The sequence below is a fragment of the Lachnospiraceae bacterium genome, from assembly GCA_022794035.1.
Lineage (GTDB): Bacteria > Bacillota > Clostridia > Lachnospirales > Bianqueaceae > CALWPV01.
The window spans coordinates 1-17438 of the sequence record JAAWDX010000014.1 but is presented as its reverse complement, the minus strand read 5'-3'; the positions used below and the strand labels follow the sequence as shown (position 1 = coordinate 17438).

15 protein-coding genes are annotated in these 17438 nt (G+C 50.2%); 6 read left to right on the top strand and 9 right to left on the bottom strand.

The window, feature by feature from the left end:
- The first annotated feature begins 97 nt into the window (after positions 1 to 97).
- The 4 genes from HFE64_10495 (at position 98) to HFE64_10480 (ending at position 4611) form a co-directional block, all read left to right on the top strand.
- Positions 98 to 2194, top strand: a complete 2097-nt coding sequence (locus HFE64_10495) for a glutamine synthetase type III (GenBank protein ID MCI8633892.1) — start codon at positions 98 to 100, stop codon at positions 2192 to 2194.
- Positions 2195 to 2278: 84 nt separating this feature from the next.
- The gene (locus HFE64_10490; GenBank protein ID MCI8633891.1) at positions 2279 to 3232 is read left to right on the top strand and encodes a sugar kinase; all 954 of its coding nucleotides are present in this window, start codon (positions 2279 to 2281) and stop codon (positions 3230 to 3232) included.
- The gene (locus HFE64_10485; protein MCI8633890.1) at positions 3225 to 3851 is read left to right on the top strand and encodes a bifunctional 4-hydroxy-2-oxoglutarate aldolase/2-dehydro-3-deoxy-phosphogluconate aldolase; all 627 of its coding nucleotides are present in this window, start codon (positions 3225 to 3227) and stop codon (positions 3849 to 3851) included. Before HFE64_10490 ends, HFE64_10485 begins: the two co-directional genes overlap by 8 nt.
- 154 nt (positions 3852 to 4005) lie before the next feature.
- The gene (locus HFE64_10480; protein MCI8633889.1) at positions 4006 to 4611 is read left to right on the top strand and encodes a zinc-ribbon domain-containing protein; all 606 of its coding nucleotides are present in this window, start codon (positions 4006 to 4008) and stop codon (positions 4609 to 4611) included.
- Positions 4612 to 4669: 58 nt separating this feature from the next.
- Here the strand turns inward: HFE64_10480 and HFE64_10475 are convergent, their stop codons facing one another.
- The 9 genes from HFE64_10475 to HFE64_10435 all read right to left on the bottom strand — a co-directional run bounded on the left by HFE64_10475 (position 4670) and on the right by HFE64_10435 (position 13424).
- Positions 4670 to 5398, bottom strand: coding sequence for a MerR family transcriptional regulator (locus HFE64_10475; GenBank protein ID MCI8633888.1), 729 nt, complete (start codon positions 5396 to 5398; stop codon positions 4670 to 4672).
- Positions 5399 to 5463: 65 nt separating this feature from the next.
- Positions 5464 to 5724: a hypothetical protein gene (locus HFE64_10470; protein MCI8633887.1), complete on the bottom strand. Its 261-nt coding sequence runs from the start codon at positions 5722 to 5724 to the stop codon at positions 5464 to 5466.
- A complete protein-coding gene (locus HFE64_10465; protein MCI8633886.1) occupies positions 5708 to 6754 on the bottom strand; it encodes a hypothetical protein in 1047 nt (348 codons plus the stop codon). The genes HFE64_10470 and HFE64_10465 overlap by 17 nt, the downstream gene beginning before the upstream one ends.
- A gap of 3 nt (positions 6755 to 6757) precedes the next feature.
- The gene (locus tag HFE64_10460; protein ID MCI8633885.1) at positions 6758 to 7684 is read right to left on the bottom strand and encodes a GNAT family N-acetyltransferase; all 927 of its coding nucleotides are present in this window, start codon (positions 7682 to 7684) and stop codon (positions 6758 to 6760) included.
- 89 nt (positions 7685 to 7773) lie between these two features.
- Complete coding sequence (locus HFE64_10455) at positions 7774 to 8922, bottom strand: FtsX-like permease family protein (GenBank protein MCI8633884.1); 1149 nt, start codon at positions 8920 to 8922, stop codon at positions 7774 to 7776.
- Between the two features lie 4 nt (positions 8923 to 8926).
- Complete coding sequence (locus tag HFE64_10450) at positions 8927 to 9619, bottom strand: ABC transporter ATP-binding protein (protein MCI8633883.1); 693 nt, start codon at positions 9617 to 9619, stop codon at positions 8927 to 8929.
- A 5-nt stretch (positions 9620 to 9624) separates the two neighbouring features.
- Positions 9625 to 10191, bottom strand: coding sequence for a TetR/AcrR family transcriptional regulator (locus HFE64_10445; protein ID MCI8633882.1), 567 nt, complete (start codon positions 10189 to 10191; stop codon positions 9625 to 9627).
- Positions 10192 to 10315: 124 nt separating this feature from the next.
- Positions 10316 to 11731 (bottom strand): phosphoglucomutase/phosphomannomutase family protein, encoded by a 1416-nt coding sequence (locus HFE64_10440; GenBank protein MCI8633881.1) that lies wholly within the window; start codon positions 11729 to 11731, stop codon positions 10316 to 10318.
- Between the two features lie 496 nt (positions 11732 to 12227).
- On the bottom strand, positions 12228 to 13424 hold the full coding sequence (locus tag HFE64_10435; GenBank protein MCI8633880.1) for a Gfo/Idh/MocA family oxidoreductase: 1197 nt from the start codon (positions 13422 to 13424) through the stop codon (positions 12228 to 12230).
- 202 nt (positions 13425 to 13626) lie between these two features.
- On the opposite strand from HFE64_10435, the gene HFE64_10430 reads away from it, so the two are divergent.
- Both HFE64_10430 and HFE64_10425 read left to right on the top strand, forming a co-directional pair.
- The gene (locus tag HFE64_10430) at positions 13627 to 15411 is read left to right on the top strand and encodes an ABC transporter ATP-binding protein (protein ID MCI8633879.1); all 1785 of its coding nucleotides are present in this window, start codon (positions 13627 to 13629) and stop codon (positions 15409 to 15411) included.
- Positions 15411 to 17183: an ABC transporter ATP-binding protein gene (locus tag HFE64_10425; protein MCI8633878.1), complete on the top strand. Its 1773-nt coding sequence runs from the start codon at positions 15411 to 15413 to the stop codon at positions 17181 to 17183. The genes HFE64_10430 and HFE64_10425 overlap by 1 nt, the downstream gene beginning before the upstream one ends.
- The last annotated feature ends 255 nt before the right edge of the window (positions 17184 to 17438 follow it).

Genomic DNA, 17438 nt, shown 5'->3' with positions numbered 1-17438 from the left:
TATACTCTCTGGCAGATACAGCAAAGGCGCTGCAGGGTTTTCTCTGCCGCGCCTTTTTATATGAAGAGTATACATGCTTTGAAATGGAGGAATCGCTATGAACTTTGTATCTGTACCCGAAACCTTTGGTACGATGGTTTTTAATGATCGTGTCATGAAGGAACGCCTGCCCAAAACCACTTATCAGGCGCTGCGCCGAACTATTGAATTAGGAAAGCATCTGGATCCGGACATTGCTAACGTTGTTGCCAACGCAATGAAGGATTGGGCTATCGAAAAGGGCGTCACGCATTTTACTCATTGGTTTCAGCCCATGACCGGCATTACTGCTGAAAAACACGACAGCTTCATTACGCCGCAGGGCGACAGCGCCGTGATCATGGAGTTCAGCGGCAAGGAGCTTGTTAAGGGCGAGCCCGATGCCTCCAGCTTTCCCTCCGGCGGCCTGCGCGCCACCTTTGAAGCTAGGGGCTATACCGCCTGGGATCCTTCTTCTTATGCATTCATCAAAGACGGGACGCTTTGCATCCCTACTGTTTTTTATTCTTACAGCGGCGAGGCCCTCGATAAAAAAACGCCTTTGCTGCGCTCTATGGAGGTGCTCAACAAGCAGGCGCTTCGCATCCTGCGTCTATTCGGCCACACCGATGTATCACGCGTGATCACCACTGTTGGTCCAGAGCAGGAATATTTTTTGGTTGATCTGGATCTGTATGCGCAGCGTGAGGATCTGCGCCTCTGCGGCCGTACGCTGTTCGGCGCCATGCCTCCCAAAGGCCAGGAGCTGGACGACCACTATTTTGGCAGTATCAAGCCGCGCGTGGCTGCTTTTATGAAGGAGCTGGATGAAGAGCTCTGGAAGCTTGGCATCTATGCCAAAACAGAGCATAATGAGGTAGCGCCTGCGCAGCATGAGCTGGCTCCCATTTTTACCAATACCAATCTAGCCACCGATCATAATCAGCTGACGATGGAAACGATGAAAAAGGTAGCGCGCCGCCACGGTCTGGCCTGCCTGCTGCATGAAAAGCCCTTTGCCGGCGTAAATGGAAGCGGTAAACATAATAACTGGTCCCTCTCCACCAATACCGGAATGAATCTTTTGGAGCCGGGCGATTCTCCGCAGGATAACGCACAATTTCTCCTCTTCTTAACGGCTGTGATCAAGGCAGTGGATGAGTATCAGGATCTGCTGCGCATGTCGGTCGCCAGCGCCGGCAATGACCACCGGCTCGGCGCACAAGAGGCGCCTCCCGCGATTGTCTCTATGTTTTTAGGCGATGAGCTCACAGGCATTCTGGATTCTATCGAGCAGGGCTCCAGCTATGATGCGCGTTCCAGCGAGGTCATGAAGGTGGGCGTCCATATTTTGCCCCGCTTCCCCAAAGACACAACCGACCGCAACCGCACTTCGCCCTTTGCCTTTACCGGCAATAAATTTGAGTTTCGTATGCTGGGCTCCGACCTTTCCATCGCCGGCCCCAACATCATTTTAAACACGATTGTGGCAGAGGCTTTAACGGAATTTGCCGATGCGCTAGAGGCCGCGGATGATTTTAATGCCGCTCTGCAGCAGCTGATCAAAGAAAATATCGCCGCGCACCGCCGCATCATCTTTAACGGCAATAACTATTCCGAAGAATGGGTGCAGGAGGCAGAGCGCCGCGGTCTTCTGAACCTCTCCAGTACGGCAGAGGCAATCGCCCCCTTTATTGCCCAGAAAAACATAGCGCTGTTCACCAAGCATAAAATCTTTACGGTCTCTGAAATCCATTCCCGCTATGAAATCCTCATGGAGGAATACTGCAAAAAGATTCTCATCGAAGGGCGCATTATGGTGGATATGGCGCGCCATCAGATCCTTCCGGCTGTGCTGCAGTACACGCATAAGCTCACCAAGGCGGCTCTGGACAAAAAGGCTCTTTCCGCCTCGCTCACCTGCGATTCGGAGCTCTCGCTGATCCGTCAGCTTTCTGACCTGTCGGCCTCCTTCCTGAGCAAGCTGGAGGCGCTCGAATCTTCTCTGCAGAGCAGTCAGCAGCTGCCCTCTCTCTCTGAGCAGGCCGCCTATTATCGGGATACTGTACTGCCTGCTATGGCGTCGCTCCGCGCTGATGCCGATCAGGCTGAGCAGCTGGTGGCTGCCGCCGATTGGCCGCTGCCCACCTATACGCAGCTCCTGTATTATCTATAATCTGCCTGTCCCTATTTCCTCTTGCAGTCGCCTGCTAAATGCAATATAATACCCTTATATTTTGAAACGGAGGATGCATTTCCTATGAAAAAGGGTGTTATTTTAATCGGCGAGCCGATGGGGCTTTTGATGGCGCAGAGCGAGGGCCCGCTGGATCAGGCTACGGGCTACTCCCTTGCTGTTGCTGGGGCGGAGCTTAACGTAGCCATCGGCCTGAGCCGGCTGGAGCATGCCGTTACTTATATGACCAAGCTGGGCTCCGATCCGTTTGGACGCGTTGTTGCTCATTGTCTGGCCGATAACCAGATCGGCACACAACTGATTCGCTACAGCTCGTCCCATACGACCGGCTTCATGCTAAAAAGCCTTGTCTCTAGCGGCGATCCCGAGATCTTCTACTATCGTAAGAACTCCGCCGCTTCCACGCTTTCCTGCGCAGATATTGATGCAATTGATTTTTCTCATTGTTCTCTGCTGCATCTGACCGGTATCTTCCCCGCCCTTTCTGAAAGCACGCGCGAAGCCGCTTTCTACGCCGTACAAAAGGCGCGTAGGGCCGGCGCCAAGATCAGCTTCGATCCAAACCTACGGCCGCAGCTTTGGCCCGATCAGGAGACGATGGTCTCTACCTTAAATGAGCTGGCGGTTAAAGCCGACTATGTTCTGCCCGGTGAGGGCGAGGGCGAGATTCTCTGCGGCAGTGCCAACGCCCAGATGATCAGCGATTTTTATCTGCAGCGGGGTGCCGGCGCTGTAATCACCAAGCTCGGAAGCCGCGGCGCTTATGTGGCTGATTCGGCTCACCATTCCCTCATCCCCGGCTTCGCCGTAGAAAAAGTCGTGGACACCGTGGGAGCCGGCGATGGATTTGCCGCCGGACTGATCAGCGCTCTGCTGGAGGGCGCTACCTTAGACGAAGCAGCGCGGCGCGGCAATGCGATCGGTGCGCTGCAGGTAATGAGCCGCGGCGACAACACCGGGCTTCCTAACCGGCAGCAGCTAAGACAATTTATGCAGGAGGCTGAAGCTCATGTCTGATATCATATCTGTCCTTGAAACCATCCGCTTTGTGCCCCTCGTGGTACTGGACGACGCTAAGGATGCGGCTCCCTTTGCCCGGGCTCTGGCAGACGGCGGCATTCCGATCGCGGAAGTGACTTTCCGCACGGCGGCGGCGGAAGAAACTATCGCCCGCATGAGCCGCGAGGTTCCGGAGGTTCTGGTGGGCGCGGGCACCGTGCATACTACCATGCAGGCAGAAAAGGCCGTTCGGGCCGGCGCGCGCTTTATTGTGACGCCGGGGCTCAATCCTTCGGTCGTGCGCTGGTGTCAGGAGCAGGGCGTTCCGGTGATTCCGGGAACGGTAACCCCTTCTGATCTGGAAATGGCGCTTGAGCTCGGTCTTTCGGTGTGCAAGTTTTTCCCGGCTGAGGCGTACGGCGGCGTAAAGACGCTGAAAGCGCTGGCTGGTCCGTATGCCGGTATCCGCTTTATGCCGACGGGCGGCGTGAATGCCTCGAATATGCATGAGTATCTGGCGCTCGCCAATGTACTGGCTGTCGGCGGCAGCTTCATGGCTCCTGATGCGCTGGTAAAGGAGAAAAAATGGGATGACATCACGCGGCTTTGCCGCTCGGTCAGGGAAGCAGTGAAATAGGGTCCCTCCTCCCTTTCTCCTAAACAAATCTTAAGCAAATCTTTATTTAATTTACTATTTACAACTTTAACAAATTGTTTTATACTTTCTATCAACAATAATCAATTTCCGGTCTCTTTTTTAATCAAGAACCGGTTACGAAAGGATGATACATATGGCTTTTTGTACAAAATGTGGTGCACAGGTTTCTGACGAGGCGGCTTTCTGCCCGCAATGCGGAGCTTCCATGAAACAGGCGGCGACCGAAACAGCACCGGAGCCCCAGACAGCGCCGGAATCTCAGATTTCAGAGCAGACTACACAGCAGACGCCCCCTCAGTCCGGACCTCGGACACAGCAGACCAATGAGCAGGGCTTCCAAAACAATGCTCAGCAAGGGTATCAGCAGTATTATCAGGCTCCTCCCGTATATGCCAGCAACGATCACACCGCTGATTATACGACAGAGGATATTTCTAAAAACAAAGTCACCGCTATGGCGGCTTATCTGCTCGGCACGATGGGCATTATCATTTCTCTGCTGGCTGCTTCCGATTCACCGTATGCCAGCTTCCATTCCCGTCAGGCACTGAAGCTGGAGATCATCACCATGCTGATTGGTATCATCAGCCTAGTACTGTGCTGGACCATCTTAATTCCGATTGCCGGCGTTATCTGCATGGGCATTATCTTTGTCGTAAAGATCATTTGCTTTTTCCAGGTTGCCAATGGCAAAGCCAAGGATGCGCCCATTGTCGGATCCTTCCCATTCTTAAAATAATCTATCAGAAGCACATAAACAAAAAAGAGGATGTCTCTCAGAGGCATCCTCTTTGCTGTTATTTTCCGCAGTACCGCTTCACTGCCTGGTAGACAAATTCCGCTGTACCGCTTCCGCCGGCCGTATCAATCGTTTCTGTAAAGGCTCCACCGCCGGCATACATCTTAGCAAGCCCATATAAAATTTCATCCGAGCAGGTATAAAAATTCTTTGTGATAAACGCCTGCAATTTTTTCACCTGTTTTTGCGCCCTCTCCGCTTCCGGCGAAAGCTGACGCATACTGCCAAACTCGGTAAACACCTGCATCATCTGCTGATTGATCTGCTGCGTTTCTTCCGCTGTACGGCCCTTGGACTTTTCCTCAAACTCCCGGTACTGAGCTGTGTGTCCGTACGCAGCCTTGGCCTCCGCGGCATACGCATCAATTTTTCTGGTATCAAATGCCTTAAAATCCATTTTGCTTACTCCCATCGCTTTAATTCCACGAGCAAGATCGATCAAATTTTCCAGATGCTCTTTTTTGAGCGTCAGCAGCGTAATCTGCTGCTCCAGAGCCCTGCTGCGGTCAAAATTCGGGCTCTCCAGGATCTCCTTGATCTCCTTTAACGGGAACTCCAGCTCACGAAACAATAAAATCTGCTGCAGGCGTTCCAGCGCCGTATCGTCATACAGCCGGTAGCCCGCCTCCGTAACCTCCGCCGGCTTCAGCAAGCCAATCGAATCATAATAATGCAGTGTGCGCACACTGACACCTGTTAAATTACTGACTTCCTTTACTGTCCGCATCTGCTCTCCCTCCTCGTGTGCCCATAGTATATGCTATCACGCAGCGTCAGAGTCAAGCCCTGTTTTTACTGATAAATAATCTTGCGAATAGTCTCCGCCGAGAGGCCATATCGCTCTGCCAGCTCTGCAATTGACATCCGGCCGGCATAAAGCCTCCGGATCTCCTCGTTGCGCTGCAGATAAAACTGCCGCGTGCCCGTTGCGCCCCACGGCTTTCTCTTCTCCGGCGACGGTACATACAGGATATCCCCCGCCGCATACTGCTGCAGCTGCTTCAGCAGATCATCCGGCAGAATATCCGCCGCATTTTTATATCGTCTGCTCATCTTTAATAAAATCATCCACACAGGCATAGTGGACAGGCGCCATACCCTGCGCCTGCAGCACCTCCTCAATCTGCGCCTCCAGCTCATCCGCCTTCTCCGCAAAATCTGTCAGATGTGCAGGATCATAGCATCCCAATAGGTCCATGCTCGCCAGCCCAAACTCCGCGCTCACCACATTCAGCTCCTCCTGCAGCATACAGCCCCACTGATAGCAGCGCTGCGCATCGCCGCGCTCTGCATAATACCGAATCCTGCGCCACGTGTACGACAGCTCGCGGTACCAATCCGCCAATCCCAGCAGACTAGAAGCTTTTCCCGCCTCTGCGGGCGCCGGATGCTGCTCTATCAGATGGCGCACCATCCGGATCAGCTGATAACACAGCTGCTTCAGCGCTGCGCCCTCCTGCGTATAAATCACGCGCTGCATCGCTGGCAGCAGTCCCTCCGGCAGCAGCGGCATCTCGCGAAGCTCCTCTAACAGATCCTCTTGGGAATTTTTTAGGTAGGTATGGTTGAGGCACGCCAGCGCCATGCCCAGATAGTTCTGGATATATCCTGCGGCCAGCCGCAAAGAGCTCATATCTTCCTTAAAGATCATGGTTTTGAAGAGCTCCATGGCGGTGTCCAGATTTTCGAGGGCTTTCTGATACATGAACGCCGGATCCTGCAGATTGGCGCGCAGCTTTGCCTGCAGGGCTGTAAAGCGGGCGGCCTCCTCGGGCGTACGGCTGTAGATAATGCGCGCGTCTGCCAAAACGCAGGTGTTAAAATCCTCCATGCGCGCCATGCCCTCAAGCCGCTCCCATGAGCGCGGGTACAGATCCAGCCCGATCTCGTGGATGATCATGGTGCGCGCCAGCTCATTGCCCCGCGGCGTAGCGGGGACGTAATAGTCAAAGGCTTTTTTGAAGTCATCGCCGGGAAGCACCAGATGATCATGCACAACGACCAGACTGATATCCTCCGGATACTCTTTCTTAATCTTCTGCAGCAGCCACTCCTGCAGCTTTTGTTTCTCCTGCTTCATCATCGTTTATCCCTCCTTGAACGCTGTTTTTCGATAGCCGTATTCCTGAATCTTTCTGTTATAGCCAATGCTTTTATAAAATGGGCTCTCACCGCCGGTCATGCAAACGGCGCCCAGCGCTTTCATTCTATGATAATGCCTGGAAAGCGCGGCGGCGGCCAGCCCCTTATGCCGATATGCTGGAATCGTGCAAAGCGGCTCCATATACGCCAATTGATTCTGAGGCACCCACCACATGCCGGAAAAGCAAACATACTCTCCCTGCTCATTGGCAATGATTACATTCAGGTCATGCGTCGCGTGAGGCGGCGGCGCCATCGAGCTGCTTTCGATGCCCAGATAAGCTTTTTGCGGATTCCAGGTCGTGCCCGGATCGTCTGCTGTCCAGTTTTCAAATGCGCCCTTATCCTCATGGTTAAAGCCCTTCCACGTACAGCGCGCAAGCTCTGCCATATCCACATTCTGCACATCGACAAAGTGAAACCCTGCCGGCAGCTCATAATTTAATTCTGACTGATCCAGATCAATCACATATTCCTCTTCTATATAGGCTCTGTGATATCCTCTTTTTTCTGCTGCCCTGATGAGCGCCTCCTGCTTGGGATTTAGCTTCAGTGTTTTTTCCTCTGGTCTGCCCGGCATACCATTTTCCGCATAGTCGATCAGCTCATCGGCCAGCTCCTCATACCCTTTTTTCAGGCAAAAATATATATCCGTAACCGGCGATTCATAAAACACAAAGGCCACCGGCAGACCCTCCTCTAGCCACAGACGATTTCGGTGCAAATAGCGCTTATCGGCCCAGCTCGAGGTAAGCGCATATTCAAAGAACGGCGCTTTCACCTCATTCTCCTGATACGCATCAACCAGCAGATCCCAGACCATCTGACTGTCTGTTAATTGCTGAAATTGTCTTGTGATGATTGTCCTCATTCTCTCATCTCCCTTCTTTTAATGAAAGTATTATAGCAATGCTTTTCCTTCTCCCTCAATGGAAAGCTTTTTTATAAAAAAACTTTCCATTATTCGATCATGATTTCTTTAATGGAAACCTTTTTGATTCTTTTAGCATACAGGTGCATCAGAAACTCATAAGTTGCCGCAAAAACACCAAAGCAGACCAGCATAACCGGAAAGTCAAATTGATATGCCGGCATATCCGCCACCTCTTTAAACACAATATCCACCATAACACGGAGCAACGCATACTGATATCCTGTTCCAAGGATGAAGCCAATATACGACAGCGGTCTATATCCGCCGAGAATCGCCCGGCAGCATTCCTTTTGTGAATACCCAAAAACTCTCATCATCGCAATTGTCTTTATATTTCCCTGAATCACGGTTGTAACGGCAAGACATAGGGTCGTAAATGCTAAGACAAGACCAATGATGAGCATCATGACCCCCATCATTTCACTTGACAAATCCTTCATGCTAAAAGACATCTGCGTCATCGCAGAAAAACAAAAGGAAGCAAAAATCATAAAAAATGCGAGCGCCTTTTTAGACCGTAAGGTATCCTTTTTCAAATCCTCTATAAATAAAAGCGCTTTTTTTTGAGGCGTCCTATGTTTTTTAGGGGAAACAGCCGACTGCCCGCTGTTTTTTAAAAGCTGCAATACAGGCTGATGCAATTTATACCAGGCATAGCCGATGGAAAGCACGCCCAAAAGCACGGCTGGCAATCCTACGAGATACAGCAGAATGCTCGAATGAAACTGTATCATCATCTCGGGAAGCATTTTATCCTCATTTTGCAAAGCATAAAACTGCGGCATGAGGAGAAATGCTCCGGCAAAGCCAATGGCCGCTCCCGCCAAGGCGCTCATGCCAAATACCCAGAAGCTTCTTGCGATCCTTAAATTTGAATAGCCTAGGGCCTTTAAGATGCCAAGCTCCTTTTTATGAGCCTCGATATACTGTCTAATATAAAACAAAAGCATAATAACAGAAGTAATGAGCAAGCAGCCGCCGCTCACAAGACAGACAACCTTAGCCGTCGATACCTGCGCGTTATAAAAAATCATAGATAGCTCTGATGTGATTTCATTTTGAATCGCCTGCACATCCAAATAAAAATTCAGAAACATGGTGCATACCAGCACAGCGCAGCCTAAAACAACAGAAATTCCAATCAGCTTAAAGGCATCTTTGAATCTAATCAGCACACGATCACCATCCAATCTCATAAGCCGTCTTTTGAATTTCGTTTTGATAGATATCCGATATTTTGCCGCTGTTCATTTTGACAACCGTCCTAGCCATCTCCGCGATATTCAGATTATGCGTCACCATGACAACTGTAAAAGCATGTTGATTTTTTAATGTACAGATATAATCCAGCACCTGCCTCCCCGTTTGTTCATCGAGCGCTCCTGTTGGCTCATCGAGAAATAACACTTTAGGCCTTTTAGCTAATGCTCTGGCCACAGAAACCCGCTGCTGCTCGCCGCCCGAAAGCTCACCCGGATACTTATGCAGCTTCTCCCCAAGCCCAACTGCTTCGATTATTTCCTTATACGTTTTGTTATCCGCCAGATCTGCACCCATTTTCACATTTTGAGCCACATCCATATGCGGCAGCAGATAATACTGCTGAAAAATGAATCCAACCTGCTCCCTGCGAAACGCTGTTACTTCATGATCAGAAAGCGCTGTAATATCTGTCCCGTCATATAGCACGCTGCCGCTGTCGGGGCGTTCAAGTCCTGAGATCACATTCAAAAGAGTAGATTTGCCCGAACCCGAGGCTCCGAGAATCACGACAAAATCCCCTTCCTTAATCTCCAGACTGATTCCCTGCAGCACCTGAAACCGGCTTGCTCCGTTTCCGTATGATTTTATAATGTTTTTTACTTCAATCATCGTTTTTACTCCTTCATCCTTTTCAAAATGCTGAGAAATACCTCTGAAAGCATCGAGCTGAGCTGATCCTCTGTAAAATAACACATCTGAGTAGCACAGAGCGTGGCAATCCCATGCGTATAGATCCAGAGGTGGTGATACAGCCGTTTTGCTAAAGATTCGCTGATATCATACTCATTCTGAATTGACAGAAGAATCTCCTGATAGCTTTCCTCGATCAAAGGCAGTACCCCCGATAGATTCGGCCTCAGCTTTTGTTCTGTCATAAACAAAAGCTGAAAAAGCTTGGGCTCCTCAACCGAAAAAAGAATGTACTGCATCCCCACACCCTTAAAAGGATGCTCCTGCCTTAGTCCTTTATCAACATATTTTTTATACAACGTCTTGGCTGCTTCCATCACGGCCTGCTGTACTTCCTCCATGCTTTTAAATACAGTAAAGATCGGTCTCGCCGAGCTGCCGAGGTATGATCCCAGCTCTCTGGAAGTTAAGGCTTCTATTCCCTCTGTTTTAACAAGGCTAAAGGCTGCTTCAATGATTTCCTCCTTTGTAAATTTCGCTTTTGGCGGCATAGCTGGCCCCTTTCTAAATCAAATGTTTTGCATCATATGATTTATTATACTCAAAGCAGCACAAAATGCAAGAGGCGGCAGGAATTTTCTCCCTGCCGCCTTCATCCTCTTTCTGCTGCCAGCCTTACAGGCCAAGCAGCTTCTTAAAGCGCTCAATATAATCCGCCGCCGTGTCCTTCCGATTGCTTTCCGCAAAAATCCGCAGCAGCGGCTCCGTACCGGAAAACCGGCAGATAATAAAGGATCGGTCCGCAAAATATACCTTACAGCCATCCTCATAGCTTGTCCTTTGGATGGGCCGCCCAAAATCAGGCAGCTGCCGCTTCACCATCAGCTGCTCATAGATGGCATCTTTTTTCTCCGCTGCAAACCGCAGGTTGGCCTCCACCATCTCATAGCGCCCATACTTTTCTACCAGCTCGTCCATAAACTGCGAGGGCGACTTTCCGGTGACAGCTATCATCTCCACAAAAAGCGAAGCCGCATAGATCGAGTCCTTTCCATGAATGTGCCCGCGCACCGTCAGTCCTCCCGACGACTCACCGCCAAGCACGGCCTCTACCTCATCAATTTTAGCCGAAATATACTTAAATCCAACCGGCACCTCATAGCACTCTTCTCCAAAGGAAGCCGCCACCGCATCCAGCATATGTGTCGTCGCCAGATTGCGCACCACCGGCCCCTTCCATCCCTTATATTCATGCAGATAATAATACAACATCACCAGAATTTCATTTGCACTGATATAACGGCCATTGCTGTCGATAATGCCCAGCCGGTCGCCATCGCCGTCTACGGCAATGCCCAGATCATATTTCTCATCCACCACCTTCTGGATCAGATCCTTCAGCGTAGATTCCTCCGGTGCGGGCATATGCCCGCCAAAATAGGCGTCGAGCCCTCCATTGATCAGATCTACCGTACAGCGGGTCGTATAGAAAATAACCATCAGCGGATACACACCGGCGCCATGCATAGGATTAAGCAAAATACGAAGCCCGCGTTCGCGGATCGCCTCTGTATCCATCTGCCTTAAAATATCATCCATAAAAGGATTAAAAGGATTCTTCAGATATTCGATCTGCCCCTGCTGTACTGCCTGCTCCAATGGCAAAACATGAATCTCCTCCGGCGTCAGACTATCCAGAATCTCCTCCAGCTCCTGCGTGACCTCCAGCGAAGCATCGCGGCCCTCATCGGTAAAGAATTTAATGCCGTTATACTCCGGGGGATTATGACTTGCCGTGACCTCCAGCCCTGCATGAAGTCCGCGCGTTTTAACGATATGCATTGTCAGCGGCGTTGGCGCGCTCCGCTTCATTGCTAAAATCGAAACGCCATTTCCTGCAAGTACCTCCGCCAGCCAGGAAGCAGCCTGTCTGGACAGAAACCGCCGGTCATAACCAATGACTACGGGCTTATCCAGCTGATCATGCCTCTTTAAATATTCATATACGGCCTGCCCTACTTTATAAACATTTTCTTTAATAAAATCATCGCCTATCACGGCGCGCCATCCGCCCGTTCCAAATCGAATCATCTTCTCCTCCTTTTTATGATATGTAATCGTGTACGGTATATCTCTTCAGAGGGCCATTTGGCTCTGCTGAATCCTTTTTCCTACAGCCATTTTTATATCGCCTCAATGGTAGTTAGAATCGCGAATAAATGTGGAAATTAACGTATTTAACGACTCATAAGCACGTTACGCGAATCAGAAACAATAGCTTTTAACGTGCCAAACAGGCAGATTAGTACGTTGATGGTGCTAGACTAGGCCAAAATAACGTAGAAAATAGCAGATTAGGTACGTTAAAAGCGATGCGATGACTAGGTAGCAACGTTGAAAAAAGGAAAAAGGGCAGTTAATTTTCGATATGAGCTAAATAACCAACTGCTCACTCTGCCAAAAACAAACAGACGCTGCCCGATCAGGAAAGTTGCGCCAGCAACTTCCATGGTTCGCTGACGTAGTCAGCTTCCTATTTTCTATTCAAAAATGTTGCGCAAGCAACTTCCATGGTTCGCTGATGTAATCAGCGAACCATTAACCAACGTCCATTCGTAAAATCGGGAATCGCCACCGGCGCGCCGCCTTTGGCAATCGACTCTTCTGCCAGCACGCCAATACTCATCCATGCTGCCATGTCATATACGTTAATCGGCGACTCCGTCTGCTCTGCAACGCTCTCAAAAAATGCTTTTAATACCAGATAGTCCATACCGCCATGTCCGCCGCGCACACCTTCTTTTAGATACTGCTGCCAGATCGGATGCTCATATTCATCCCTGTATTTTTTGGCATTGCCCCATTGACGATCCCAATAAAAGTCATCCTCATTATGTACGCCGTCAATAAAAATTGACTGGTTATCCTCCATATACATGCCCTTCGTTCCCTGTACCAGTAGTCCACGCGAATAAAAACGGGGCAGCGTGGTATCGAGCGTCAGCACAATCGTTTCGCCATGCGCACAGGTGATCACCGTTGTCACCACATCCCCCTGTGCAAAGGGATATGCTGTCAGATCATATTCTGCACCCTTTTCTTTAGCTAAATATGCATTCAATCCTCTGGCGCAGGAAGCCGTGCTGGTGAGCTTGACCATCCGGTTGCCATGGTGGATTCCCAGCATCTGCGCGATCGGCCCCAGTTCATGTGTGGGATAGTTCTCTGTATTGCGGTGCTTATAGTTCGCATTGCGATAATGACGGTTCTCTCTTCCATAGCTTACTTCATCCCGCAGGTCATGGCGATAGCCGCCCTCGCAATGAACAATAGAACCAAAGACGCCCTTTTCAATCATGCCCTTAATCATCAGCTCTTCGCGTCCATAGCAGCAGTTTTCTAACAGCATGCAGGGCACGCCGGTCTCTTCCGATACTCTGACCAATTGCCACAGCTGATCCAAAGAATATGCCGCGCCCACCTCGACACCGGGACGCACCCCCGCCTTCATTGCATCAATCGCAATCGGAATATGGGTCTCCCAGGAGGTACTGACCACAACGGCGTCCAGTCCTTCTATTTTAAGTATATCATGGTAATCCTGACTCTTTACCGGCTCCTCATGCTGCACTTCCTTTACCGCCTCAAAGCCGATCTGCGTTCTGTCCTCATACAAATCGCATACGCCTACTACCCGTACCTGATCCATATGCAGAATCACGCCCTTTAACAGACTTTCTCCTCGTCCTCCCAAACCAATGATTCCAACATTAATCGACCGCATAGTGCCTCCTAAGAATATGATTTTTTCTTATTATAGCGCAGGCCATCGCTTTTTTCCAGCATGAATTTAAACGAACCTTTCAATTCATAGGGGCGTATTTTCCATTTTTAAATAGACTATTCAAAACACTTTAAAAAACTTCTTTCCAAGCCTTTTTAAATGATGTAAAATACAGTGACACTTGAAAATGGAGGTATAAATAATGAATCAAATCAAGTGGGCTTTTTCCTTTTTAGGGAAATCAAAGTACAAGCTCTTCACGGCTTGGGCGCTTGCACTACTGTTTAATTTATTAACAGTTGTAGACCCCACCATTGTCAGCAAGATCGTGGATGATATCCTCTATCCTATGTTTGAGGACGCCTCTATCACCACCGAAACCGTCATGGGACAGCTTCTGCCTCTGGCGCTTCTGGCCTTTGGACTCATCGTGCTGCGCTCCACGCTTCGCTTTATTGCGAATATCTTTCGTGAACAGGCTTCACAGCGTGCTACCTTTGAAATTCGCCGCGCTCTCTACAAAAAGCTTGGCGAGCAAAGCCGCAGCTTTTTCATGTCGAACCGCTCCGGCGATCTGATCAACAAATGCACCGGTGACGTAGAAGCCATCAACCACTTTGTTTGCTGGGTCGCTTTTTCTATCTTTGAAAGCTTCGTCATGCTGATTGTTGTGCTCATCGTGTTCTTTTCCATCAGCTGGAAGTTCACCTTAATCGAGCTTTGTCTGGCGCCTGTTGCGCTCCTGACAGCCATTAAGCTTGGCAAAACCGTACGTCCGATTTTTGGCGCCGCGCGCCAGCAGCTTTCTAAGCTGAACACGGTAGTCCAGGAAAACATCAGCGGTAACCGCGTGGTACGCGCATTCTGCCGCGAAAAATTCGAGATCGAAAAATTTGATACCGAAAATGAAAAGTATTATGATATGAACCTGACCGCCAACAAGGCATGGGTCACCTATTCGCCCATCATGGAGACCGTCGGCAATATCATGAATGCCTGCGCCATCATTATCGGCGCGCTCCTCGTCATCACGGGTGACATTTCCGTGGGTAATCTGGTCATTTTCACTTCTCTTTCATGGATGCTCAACGAGCCCATGCAGCAGCTGGGCTTTTTAATCAACGATACACAGCGCTTTTTAGTCAGCTGTGAACGTGTGCATGAGCTTTATGATTCTACCCCTGAGATTCTCAGCCCCGATCAGCCTGTTTCCGCGCAGAACATCCGCGGCGACATTGATCTGGAGCATGTTTCTCTCACCTTCGACGGCAACACTGTGCTGAAGGATATCAACATGCACATTCCCGCCGGCTCTGTGGTTGGCATCATGGGCCCCACCGGCTCCGGCAAATCCTCTGTGCTCAACCTGATCACGCGTTTTGTCGACCCCAATAAGGGACATGTCAAGCTTGACGGCGTCGATGTGAGCCGCTACAATCTGCAGGATCTGCGCCGCAGCATCGGCATTGCCCTGCAGGATGTATTTCTATTCTCCGATACCGTAGAGTCCAACATCGCTTACGGCGTGCCCGACGCCCCCAATGAGGTCGTGTACCGCTCCGCTGAGGATGCCGACGCCGACAGCTTCGTGACCCGCCTGCCTGATGGCTATGACACCATCGTCGGCGAGCGCGGCATGGGTCTTTCCGGCGGCCAAAAGCAGCGCCTTGCACTGGCACGTGCGCTGGCCATGGAATCCCCCGTACTGATTCTCGATGACACCACCTCTGCTGTTGACCTTGAAACTGAGCAGTACATACAGCAGCGCTTAGCGCAAAGACCGGTCAAGGCTACCACCTTGATCGTTGCGCAGCGTATCTCGTCTGTAAAAAATGCTGACATCATTTTCATCATCGAAGACGGCAAGATCACCGAGCAGGGAACGCATAAGGAGCTTCTTGAAAAACAGGGCTATTACTACAATATTTACCGCATTCAGCAGGGCTATGCAACCGCCGCTGATTTAAGCTTAGGAGGTGAGGCATAATGGCACGCAACAAATATAATGTTGACGAAACGCTGGAAACTGAGTTTAATTTTAAGCACCTCATGAGAAGCTTCCAGTACATCAAGCGCTATAAAAAGCTTTTCTTCGGTGCCTTCTTCTTTAGCATGGTATCCATTCTCTGCGGACTCTTGATGCCGCTTTTTACCGCGAATGCCATCGATGAGATGATCCCTAACCGGGATATCCGCAGCCTGATCATCGCCGGTCTTTCTCTGGTTGTCATCGTTGTTGTTCAGGCGCTTTGCAACCGCTTCCGCTCCCGGTGCTCTGCACTGGCCGGACAGGCCATCATCCGCGATATTCGTCGCGATTTGTTTACTCATCTGCAGGAGCTGCCGTTTGACTACTTTGACAGCCGCCCCCATGGCAAAATCCTGGTGCGTGTGATTAACTATGTAAACTCCGTATCTGACTTTCTGACCAACGGGATTGTCAACGTCATCCTGCAGGTCATCAGCCTGATTCTGATTGCCATCTTTATGCTGTCGCTGAATGTAAAGCTGGCGCTGGTCGTGTTTGCCGGCCTGCCGGTATTCTGCGTGTATATCTTTAGTATCAAGCGTAAGCAGCGCCGTGCATGGCAGCTGCAGGCCAATAAGCATAGTAACTTCACTGCCTACTTGGCAGAAAGCATCAACGGCGAGCGCGTTACGCAGAGCTTCGCCAGAGAAGAGGTCAACTATGGGATCAATGAGGAGCTGGCAACAGATGCCCGCAAAGCGTATCTGCGAGCGGTTACGATCAACCACAGCATTTGGCCGATCACGATGGTTATTTCTAAAGCAATTTTCTATTTAATCTATATCATTGGCGTTATCTATCTGCGCGATGCAATTGCCGTGGGTATGCTGGTGGCTATGACCAGCTATGCAAACCGTTTCTGGGGCCCCATCCAGCAGCTTTCTAACTATTACAATCAGATGGTGAATACTGTTTCTTATTTGGAGCGTATCTTCCAGCTGATGGATGAGCCGATTACGGTAACCGATCCGGAGGGCGCGGTGCCGCTGCCGCAGATCCAGGGCGGCGTTGATTTTGACCATGTCATCTTTGAATATGAGAAGGACCGTCCGATTCTAAAGGATGTCAGCTTTCAGGTGGCTCCCGGTGAGAGCATTGCTCTGGTTGGTCCTACCGGCGCCGGCAAGTCCACCATTATCAACCTGATTTCCCGGTTCTATAACATCAAGAGCGGCGCAGTTAAAATCGACGGCACCGATATCGCCGGCGCTACGCTGCGTTCTATCCGCAGTCAGATGGGCATCATGCTGCAGGATACCTTTATCTTCTCCGGTACGATCATCGAAAACATCCGCTATGGCCGTCTTGATGCTACGGATGAGGAATGTATCGCCGCCGCTAAGCAGGTATTTGCCGATGATTTCATCTCTAAGATGCCACAAGGCTACTACACCGTCATCAATGAACGAGGCGATATGCTTTCGGCTGGTCAGCGTCAGCTGCTTTCCTTTGCGCGCACGCTGCTGAGCGATCCTAAGATCCTCATTCTGGATGAAGCGACCTCCTCCATCGACACCAACACCGAGCTGTTGGTGCAGGAAGGCATTAAGCAGCTGCTAAAAAACCGTACCTCTTTCGTAGTTGCGCACCGCTTGTCCACGATTAAAGACTGTGACCGCATCATGTACATCAATGATGGCGTGATCGCCGAATCCGGCAGCCATAATGAGCTCATGGAAAAAGAGGGGCTTTATTATCACCTCTACACCTCACAGCTTAGCAACGATTAAAAGTTGGGATTGCTTTAAAAACCCCAGTACTTGTTGTCTTGTTGATGGGTACTGGGGTTTGTTTTATATCAGCATGCAGATGCCACTTTTGCATGTTGGTATGTATTGGTGCTTAGACGTCTACCGACATGCAAATGCCACTTCTGCATGTTGGTATGTATTGGTGCTTGGACGTCTACCGACATGCAAATGCCACTTCTGCATGTTGGTATGTATTGGTGCTTGGACGTCTACCGACATGCAAATGCCACTTCT

Coding starts and splice junctions, on each gene's coding strand:
- HFE64_10485 (MCI8633890.1), top strand. CDS start 3,225: ATGTCTGATATCATATCTGTCCTTGAAACCATCCGCTTTGTGCCCCTC.
- HFE64_10495 (MCI8633892.1), top strand. CDS start 98: ATGAACTTTGTATCTGTACCCGAAACCTTTGGTACGATGGTTTTTAAT.
- HFE64_10425 (MCI8633878.1), top strand. CDS start 15,411: ATGGCACGCAACAAATATAATGTTGACGAAACGCTGGAAACTGAGTTT.
- HFE64_10440 (MCI8633881.1), bottom strand. CDS start 11,731: ATGATTCGATTTGGAACGGGCGGATGGCGCGCCGTGATAGGCGATGAT.
- HFE64_10450 (MCI8633883.1), bottom strand. CDS start 9,619: ATGATTGAAGTAAAAAACATTATAAAATCATACGGAAACGGAGCAAGC.
- HFE64_10480 (MCI8633889.1), top strand. CDS start 4,006: ATGGCTTTTTGTACAAAATGTGGTGCACAGGTTTCTGACGAGGCGGCT.
- HFE64_10445 (MCI8633882.1), bottom strand. CDS start 10,191: ATGCCGCCAAAAGCGAAATTTACAAAGGAGGAAATCATTGAAGCAGCC.
- HFE64_10470 (MCI8633887.1), bottom strand. CDS start 5,724: ATGAGCAGACGATATAAAAATGCGGCGGATATTCTGCCGGATGATCTG.
- HFE64_10435 (MCI8633880.1), bottom strand. CDS start 13,424: ATGCGGTCGATTAATGTTGGAATCATTGGTTTGGGAGGACGAGGAGAA.
- HFE64_10430 (MCI8633879.1), top strand. CDS start 13,627: ATGAATCAAATCAAGTGGGCTTTTTCCTTTTTAGGGAAATCAAAGTAC.
- HFE64_10475 (MCI8633888.1), bottom strand. CDS start 5,398: ATGCGGACAGTAAAGGAAGTCAGTAATTTAACAGGTGTCAGTGTGCGC.
- HFE64_10490 (MCI8633891.1), top strand. CDS start 2,279: ATGAAAAAGGGTGTTATTTTAATCGGCGAGCCGATGGGGCTTTTGATG.
- HFE64_10465 (MCI8633886.1), bottom strand. CDS start 6,754: ATGATGAAGCAGGAGAAACAAAAGCTGCAGGAGTGGCTGCTGCAGAAG.
- HFE64_10460 (MCI8633885.1), bottom strand. CDS start 7,684: ATGAGGACAATCATCACAAGACAATTTCAGCAATTAACAGACAGTCAG.